This window comes from Chromobacterium piscinae (genome assembly GCF_021129175.1).
In the GTDB taxonomy this organism is placed as follows: Bacteria; Pseudomonadota; Gammaproteobacteria; order Burkholderiales; family Chromobacteriaceae; genus Chromobacterium; species Chromobacterium piscinae.
Genome location: NZ_JAJOHV010000174.1, coordinates 1 through 967 on the forward strand (window position 1 = coordinate 1; position 967 = coordinate 967).

The window sequence follows — 967 nt, forward strand, 5'->3', positions numbered from 1 at the left end:
GCCCGCGCGCGGTTGGCCGGCGCTGCTGGCCGAGGTGAAGGCGCAAGCGCCGTTCGACGCGGCCCTGGCCGACTGGCTGTCGGGCGTGTATCTGGCTGATACGCTGGATGTCGCCTTGGCGCGCCGCGGCGAGCTGGCGGCCGGCGAGTGCTGGCTGACGCCGGAGGGGCATCGCGTCGACGCCGCCAGCGTGCGTTACCACGCCGAGGCCAGCGGCGACGGCCTGATGGCCCGCAAGCGGCAATTGGACGAGGCTTCGGCCCGCGCCGACGCCTTGCGGCCGGAAATCGACGCCATGCAGAAGAAGCGCGACAGCCTGCAGAGCATGGGCAATATGCTGGCCGAAGCGGTGCGCGGCCAGAAGGGTTCGCTGACCCGGCTGGAGGCGGAGCTGAACGCCGCTACGCTGGAGCACGTCAAGCTCGACCAGGCGGCGCGCCAGGGCGCGGCTCGGCTGTCGGCGATCGAGGCCGAGCGCGGCCGCATCGCAGAGGAACGCCAGCATGCCGATGACGGCATCGCCGAGGCCGAGCTGATGGGCGAAGAGGCGGCGCTGACCCTGGAAGAGCTGGCGCTGCAACTGGAAGAGGCGAGGCTGGAGCGGCTGAACGCCGAAACCCGGCTGGAGCTGACGCGCAACAAGGCGCGCGACGCCGAGCGCGTGCTGCACGAGATCAAGCTGGCCTTGCACAGCGCCGAGCAGAAGGTGGCCGAGCTGTCTCGCCGCGGCCGCGAGCTGGCCGATCGCGACGAGCAATTGCAGGAGCGGCTGGAAACGCTGGCGGTCGAGTCCGAGACGGTGGATGAGGCGGTGCCGGAGGAGGCGCTGCAGCAGGCGCTGGCCGAGCGCGAGGCGCGCGAGGGCGAGCTGTCCGCCGCGCGCGACCGGCTCAGCCAACTGACCGAGCGGATGCGTGAAATCAGCCAGCGCCAGCACGAGGCCAACGCCGCGCTGCCGGCGCTGCGC

1 pseudogene is annotated in these 967 nt (G+C 72.1%); it reads left to right on the forward strand.

From position 1 onward, the window contains the following. Positions 1 to 967, forward strand: a pseudogene (locus LQR33_RS23930) (chromosome segregation protein SMC); the annotation flags it as partial.